At 65.1% G+C, this 7236-nt stretch carries 7 protein-coding genes and 1 pseudogene; all 8 read left to right on the top strand.

Translation table 11 applies throughout. From position 1 onward, the window contains the following. The first annotated feature begins 291 nt into the window (after positions 1 to 291). Positions 292 to 1146, top strand: coding sequence for a F0F1 ATP synthase subunit A (atpB, locus tag ACFWPJ_RS19835; RefSeq protein WP_378853361.1), 855 nt, complete (start codon positions 292 to 294; stop codon positions 1144 to 1146). 78 nt (positions 1147 to 1224) lie between these two features. After that, positions 1225 to 1473, top strand: a complete 249-nt coding sequence (locus ACFWPJ_RS19830; RefSeq protein ID WP_056817903.1) for an ATP synthase F0 subunit C — start codon at positions 1225 to 1227, stop codon at positions 1471 to 1473. 5 nt (positions 1474 to 1478) lie between these two features. Continuing rightward, positions 1479 to 2036, top strand: coding sequence for a F0F1 ATP synthase subunit B (locus ACFWPJ_RS19825; RefSeq protein ID WP_378853359.1), 558 nt, complete (start codon positions 1479 to 1481; stop codon positions 2034 to 2036). 19 nt (positions 2037 to 2055) lie between these two features. After that, positions 2056 to 2868 carry a F0F1 ATP synthase subunit delta gene (locus ACFWPJ_RS19820; protein ID WP_378853355.1) on the top strand — a complete coding sequence of 271 codons (813 nt, stop codon included), beginning with the start codon at positions 2056 to 2058 and terminating at the stop codon, positions 2866 to 2868. Positions 2869 to 2924: 56 nt separating this feature from the next. Next, positions 2925 to 4565 (top strand): F0F1 ATP synthase subunit alpha, encoded by a 1641-nt coding sequence (gene atpA / locus ACFWPJ_RS19815; RefSeq protein ID WP_378853353.1) that lies wholly within the window; start codon positions 2925 to 2927, stop codon positions 4563 to 4565. 61 nt (positions 4566 to 4626) lie between these two features. After that, entirely contained in the window at positions 4627 to 5598 is a 972-nt protein-coding gene (locus ACFWPJ_RS19810) for a F0F1 ATP synthase subunit gamma (RefSeq protein ID WP_378853351.1), read from the top strand. 24 nt (positions 5599 to 5622) lie between these two features. Next, complete coding sequence (atpD, locus tag ACFWPJ_RS19805; RefSeq protein WP_378853349.1) at positions 5623 to 7071, top strand: F0F1 ATP synthase subunit beta; 1449 nt, start codon at positions 5623 to 5625, stop codon at positions 7069 to 7071. 6 nt (positions 7072 to 7077) lie between these two features. Further along, positions 7078 to 7236: pseudogene (locus ACFWPJ_RS19800) on the top strand (F0F1 ATP synthase subunit epsilon); the annotation flags it as partial.

Genomic DNA, 7236 nt, shown 5'->3' with positions numbered 1-7236 from the left:
AATAATCCCACCCAGCTACACTCTGTCGTAGATAGCTTGGTAAAGTCTTGGTAAGCAAGCACCCAAGCTAGGGGCGCGGCCCGACCAACTCAGGGCTTTGCCTCGGGTTACCAGGGGGGATCGCCTAGATCCTGCCCGGTGCCGCTATGCTTACTGCCGATCCGGGTGGAATGTGCCCGGTTGAAGCATGTCGACGATGTCGCCGACGCCCGAACAGAAGTCATACGGTTACACGCCGTATAGGCAACTGTCGAATTTCGAGCCGACCAGAGTCGACCCCATTGATCGTCAATGTCCGATCGAACCGCGGGAATGACCGTCGTACCCGCGGCCCGAACACGGGAGAGAACGCTGAGCGTCATCACTTTGGCGGCGGGCGAGTTCCACGCGCCATCGCTGTCCGACTTCTTCCCTCCAGCAGTGCTGTTCGAGGGTACGCCGTTCGAACTCGATCGCCTGATGCTGATCCGGCTGTTGATGACCGCCGTGGTGGTGATCCTCTTCGTGCTGGCTTTCCGCTCGCCGAAGATCGTGCCGCGCGGCCTGCAGAACGTCATGGAAACCGGCGTGGTTTTCGTCAAGGAGCAGATCTGCGACGAGATCCTGGGTAAGGAAACCGGCAAGAAGTTCCTGCCGCTGATCGCGACGATCTTCTTCACGGTGCTGTTCCTGAACTTCTCCAGCGTGATTCCGCTGTTGAACATCTCCTCGAATGCTCGAGTGGGCATGCCGCTGGTCCTCGCGGTCATCGCCTACATCGCGTTCAACTATGTCGGTATCAAGAAGTACGGCCTTGTCAAGTACGTGCGCTCCAGCATCGTGGTGCCCAACGTCCCGCCCGTGCTGCACGTGCTGCTGATCCCGATCGAGTTCATCTCGACCTTCCTGCTGCGGCCCTTCACGCTGACGGTGCGACTCATGGCCAATATGCTGGCCGGCCACATCATGCTGGTGCTGTTCTTCAGCGCCACCTGGTACTTCCTCTTCGATGCCACCGCGTGGATGAAGGTCTTCTCGCCGTTCTCGCTGCTCGCCGGCATCGGCTTCACGCTGTTCGAGCTGCTGGTGATCTTCCTGCAGGCGTATGTGTTCGCCCTGCTGACCGCGGTGTACATCGGCCTCGCCGAGCACGCCGCCGACCACTGACCTGAATCCACACCAGTACTGCCAAACCTGCTACACACGCCGACCGGCGGGTGAGCAACAGAAAGGGAAAGAAGACTCATGAGCCTCGCTTACCTGGCCCAGGAAGCCGCGACCACCGAGAGCACCTTCAAGGGCTTCGGCGCCATCGGCTACGGTCTCGCCGCGATCGGCCCCGGCATCGGCGTGGGTATCGTCGTCGGTAAGGCCATCGAGGGCATCGCGCGTCAGCCCGAGCTGTCCGGCCAGATCCGTACCACCATGTTCCTCGGTATCGCCTTCACCGAGGCCCTGGCGCTGATCGGCCTCGTCGCCGGCTTCATCTTCTGATTCCGATGCGCGAAATCATGATGCTCGCCGCCGAAGGGGGAGAGGAAGTGAATCCTCTCGTCCCCGAAACGTACGACATCGTCTGGTCGATCGTCTGTGTCATCGTCGTCGGTCTGCTTTTCTGGAAGTACGTGATCCCACGTGTGACCAAGACCCTCGAAGAGCGCACGGACAAGATCGAAGGCGGTATCGCCAGGGCCGAAGCAGCCCAGGCGGAGGCACAGCAGACGCTGCAGCAGTACCAGCAGCAGCTCGCCGACGCCCGGCTCGAGGCCGCACGTATCCGCGAGGATGCGCGCACCCAGGGTCAGCAGATCCTCGCGCAGATGCGCACGGATGCCCAGGCCGAAAGCGACCGTATCGTCGCCGCCGGTCACTCCCAGCTGGAAGCCCAGCGCCAGCAGATCCTGACCGAGCTGCGTTCCGAGGTCGGCCGCACGGCCGTCGACCTGGCCGAGAAGATCATCGGCCAGTCTGTTTCGGACAAGGCCAAGCAGGCGGCGTCGATCGACAAGTTCCTCAGCGAACTCGACGACACCACCGCCATCGGGGCCGGAAGGTAACGACGCGAAAGTGAGAAGCATGTACGCAGCGAGCCGCGAGGCCAGCTCCCGGTCTCGGGAGGCGCTTCGGGCCGCTCTGACCGGAAGCGAAACTGTTGCGGCCACAACGGGTTCGGAACTGTTCGCCGTTGTCGCCGTGCTGGACGACCAGCGTTCGCTGCGTGTGGCGCTCGCGGACGTGTCGGTGCCGGGGTCGGCGCGCGCCGAACTCAGTGAGCGGATCTTCGGCGGCAAGGTCAGCGCTGCCACACAGGCAGTGCTGACCACCGCGGTGGCGCAGAACTGGTCGCGCACCCGTGATCTGGTCGACACCCTGGTGCTGCTCGGGCAGGAGGCTCTGCTGGAGTCGGCCGCCGACGGTGGCCGGCTGGACGCGGTGGAGGACGAGCTGTTCCGGCTCGGTCGCATCATCGCCGACAACCCGCAGCTGGAGCAGGCACTGTCCGATCAGGGCAAGCCCGCCTCGGCGCGGCGCGAGCTGATCGAGCGGTTGCTCACCGGCAAGGCCGAGCCGATCACCCTGGCGCTGGCCGAGCAGGCGGTGACCCGACTGCGGACCAACAACATCGGCGTCGCCCTCGACGCCCTGTCCGATCTGGCGGCGGCCCGTCGTGACCAGATCGTCGCCCACGCGCACGCCGCGGTCGAGCTGACGGATCAGCAGAAGGAGAAGCTCTCGGCTTCCCTGCAGCGGATCTACGGCAAGCCGGTCACCGTGCACGTGCAGGTCGACCCGACGCTGCTGAGCGGCGTCGTCGTGCGCGTCGGAGACGACGTCATCGACGGCAGCGCCACCGGCCGACTGGAGAAGCTGCGCCGGGCACTGTCCTGACCAGCAGCTCAACTCCAACCCCCGACATTCGAGACCACAGCGAGAGCAGGAACAACATGGCGGAGCTGACGATCTCCTCCGACGAGATCCGTAGCGCGATCGAGAGCTACACCCAGAGCTACACCCCGGAAACCTCCATCGAAGAAGTCGGCCTCGTGACCGACACCGGCGACGGCATCGCGCACGTGAGCGGTCTGCCTTCGGCGATGGCCAACGAGCTGCTCGAGTTCCCGGGCGGCGTCCTGGGCGTCGCGCTGAACCTCGAGGACACCGAGATCGGTGCCGTCATCCTCGGCGAGTACGCCTCGCTCGAGGAGGGCCAGCAGGTCCGCCGCACCGGCGACGTGCTGTCGGTTCCCGTCGGTGACAAGTTCCTCGGTCGCGTCGTCAACCCGCTCGGCCAGCCGATCGACGGCCTGGGCGAGATCGAAGCCGACGACCGCCGCGTGCTGGAGCTGCAGGCCGCGACCGTGCTGGAGCGCCAGCCGGTCGAGGAGCCGCTGGCCACCGGTATCACCGCGATCGACGCGCTGACCGCCATCGGCCGCGGCCAGCGTCAGCTGATCATCGGCGACCGTAAGACCGGCAAGACCGCCGTCGCCGTCGACGCGATCCTGAACCAGAAGGCGAACTGGGAGACCGGCGACCCGACCAAGCAGGTCCGCTGCATCTACGTCGCGATCGGCCAGAAGGGCTCCACCATCGCGGGCGTCAAGACCGCGCTCGAGGAGCACGGCGCGATGGAGTACACCACGATTGTGGCAGCCCCCGCGTCGGATTCCGCCGGCTTCAAATGGCTGGCCCCTTACACCGGTTCGTCCATCGGTCAGCACTGGATGTACCAGGGCAAGCACGTCCTGATCGTGTTCGACGACCTGACCAAGCAGGCCGAGGCCTACCGCGCCATCTCGCTGCTGCTGCGTCGTCCGCCGGGCCGCGAGGCGTACCCGGGTGACGTCTTCTACCTGCACTCGCGTCTGCTGGAGCGTTGCGGCAAGCTGTCCGACGAGATGGGTGCGGGCTCGATGACCGGTCTGCCGATCATCGAGACCAAGGCCAACGACGTCTCGGCGTTCATTCCGACCAACGTCATCTCCATCACCGACGGCCAGGTCTTCCTCGAGTCCGACCTGTTCAACAAGGGCGTCCGCCCGGCGATCAACGTCGGTACCTCGGTCTCCCGTGTCGGTGGCGCCGCCCAGACCAAGGCCATGAAGAAGGTCGCCGGTTCGCTGCGTCTGGAAATGGCGCAGTACCGCGAGCTGGAGGCGTTCTCCGCCTTCGCCTCCGACCTGGATGCCGCCTCGCTGGCCCAGCTCGAGCGCGGTGCCCGCTGGGTGGAGCTGCTCAAGCAGAACCAGTACTCCCCGGTCGCCGTCGAGGATCAGATCATCTCGATCTACCTGGTCGACGCCGGCTACTACGACTCGGTGCCGGTCGGCGACGTGCGTCGCTTCACCGCCGAGCTGCTCGAGCACCTGCACAGCGCGACCCAGTCGTCCTTCGACGCGCTCGAGGGTGGCCGCAAGCCGCTCGACGGCGAGGCCGCCGACGCGATCAAGTCGGAGACCGACAAGTTCAAGGAAGGCTTCCTTGCCTCCGACGGCACCCGTGTCGTGAACGAGCCCGGCGCAGGCGATCTGGACCACGAAGAGGTCGAGTCGCTGTCGGTCACCCGCAAGCACGTCGACAAGTAAGCCGGGCGGGACTGATGTCGGCATATTCCGATCTGGCGAATGAAGGGAGTGTGAACCGCTAGTGGCAAGTTTGCGTGAATTGCGCTCCCGCATTCGTGGTGTGAATTCGATCAAGAAGATCACCAAGGCTCAGGAACTGATCGCGACCTCGCGAATTTCCAAGGCCCAGGCCAGGGTCGCGGCGGCCAAGCCGTACGCCGAGGAGATCACCAAGGTCCTCGGTGAGCTGGCGAGCGCGTCGAAGAACCTGGCGCACCCGCTGCTCAACGAGCGCCCCAACCCGAGGCGCGCCGCCGTCCTGGTGATCACCAGTGACAGCGGTATGTGCGGCGGCTACAACTCGAACGTGCTCAAGCGCGCCGAGGAGCTCATGACCACCCTGCGTGGCGAGGGCAAGGAGCCGGTGCTGTACGTGATGGGCAACAAGGGCCTCACGTACTACAAGTTCCGCAACCGTCCGTTCCAGGCGTCATGGACCGGCTTCTCGCAGCAGCCGAAGTACACCGATGCGTCGGCCGCGTGCGGCCACCTGGTCGAGGCCTTCATGGCCGGCTCCGACAACGAGGTTCCCTCGCTGGACGGCACCGGAACCATCGCGGGCGTCGACGAGCTGCACATCGTGTACACCAAGTTCGTCTCGATGCTGAACCAGAATCCGGAGGTGCGCCGCCTGGCGCCGATCCAGGTCAGCTTCGTCGACGAGAACTTCGAGCTCGGCGACGACATCATGTCGGACTCGCCGAACGCGGTGGTCACGGCGCAGTACGAATTCGAGCCGGACGCCGATGTGCTGCTGGGGGCTCTGCTGCCCAAGTACATCAACACGCGTATCTACTCATCGTTGCTCGAGGCAGCGGCATCCGAGTCCGCGGCTCGGCGCACCGCAATGAAGGCGGCGACCGACAACGCCAACGAGCTGGCCAGTGTGCTCCAGCGCGAGGCGAACTCGGTGCGTCAGGCCCAGATCACGCAGGAAATCAGCGAAATCGTCGGCGGCGTGAACGCGCTGGCGTCGAGCTCGGACCGCGACTAGAAGCGCAGGAAGAGAACCAATCTAATGACCGCAGCTGTCACTCAGGACAACGCGAGCAAGGCGGGCGCAACCGCCGGCCGCGTCGTCCGTGTCATCGGCCCCGTCGTGGACGTCGAGTTCCCGCGTGGCGCCATCCCCGCGCTGTTCAACGCTCTCAACGCCGACATCAAGCTGGCGTCGGTGGCCAAGACCCTGACCCTCGAGGTCGCCCAGCACCTCGGTGACAACATCGTGCGTACCATCTCGATGCAGCCGACCGACGGCCTGGTCCGTGGCGCGAGCGTCACCGACTTGGGCAAGCCGATCTCGGTGCCCGTCGGCGACATCGTCAAGGGCCACGTGTTCAACGCCCTCGGCGACTGCCTCGACTCGCCCGGCCTCGGCCGCGACGGCGAGCAGTGGGGCATCCACCGCAAGCCCCCGAGCTTCGACCAGCTCGAGGGTAAGACCGAGATGCTCGAGACCGGTGTCAAGGTCATCGACCTGCTGACCCCGTACGTCAAGGGCGGCAAGATCGGTCTGTTCGGTGGTGCCGGTGTCGGCAAGACCGTTCTGATCCAGGAGATGATCACCCGTATCGCTCGCGAGTTCTCCGGCACCTCGGTGTTCGCGGGCGTCGGCGAGCGTACCCGTGAGGGCACCGACCTCCACCTGGAAATGGAAGAGATGGGCGTCCTCCAGGACACCGCCCTCGTCTTCGGCCAGATGGACGAGCCGCCGGGCACGCGTATGCGCGTTGCCCTGTCCGCGCTGACCATGGCGGAGTACTTCCGCGATGTCCAGCACCAGGACGTGCTGCTCTTCATCGACAACATCTTCCGTTTCACCCAGGCCGGCTCCGAGGTCTCGACCCTGCTGGGTCGTATGCCTTCGGCCGTGGGTTACCAGCCGACGCTGGCGGACGAGATGGGTGAGCTCCAGGAGCGCATCACCTCGACCCGTGGTCGCTCGATCACCTCGCTGCAGGCGATCTACGTCCCCGCCGACGACTACACCGACCCGGCCCCGGCCACCACCTTCGCCCACCTCGACGCGACGACGGAGCTTTCCCGCCCGATCTCGCAGAAGGGCATCTACCCGGCCGTCGACCCGCTGACCTCGACCTCTCGTATCCTCGAGGCTTCGATCGTCGGCGACCGTCACTTCCAGGTCGCCAACGAGGTCAAGCGGATCCTGCAGAAGTACAAGGAACTGCAGGACATCATCGCCATCCTCGGTATGGACGAGCTCTCCGAAGAGGACAAGGTCCTCGTCGGCCGCGCCCGTCGTCTGGAGAAGTTCCTCGGCCAGAACTTCATCGTGGCCGAGAAGTTCACCGGTCAGCCGGGTTCGGTCGTGCCGCTGGAGCAGACCATCGACGACTTCGATCGCGTCTGCAAGGGCGAGTTCGACCACTTCCCGGAGCAGGCGTTCAACTCCTGCGGTGGTCTCGACGACGTCGAGGCCGCTGCGAAGAAGATCGCCGGGAAGTAGTCCACCATGGCGGAGATGACAGTTGATCTCGTAGCGGTCGAACGCAAGCTCTGGTCCGGCCAGGCTTCGTTCGTCAGCGCGCAGACCACCGAAGGTCAGATCGGCATCATGGCCGGCCACCAGCCGCTGCTCGGTCAGCTCGTCGAGGGCGGCACGGTGTCCATC

The sequence above is a fragment of the Nocardia sp. NPDC058497 genome (assembly GCF_042720195.1).
In the GTDB taxonomy this organism is placed as follows: Bacteria; Actinomycetota; Actinomycetes; order Mycobacteriales; family Mycobacteriaceae; genus Nocardia.
This window is presented reverse-complemented; position numbering and strand designations above follow the sequence as displayed.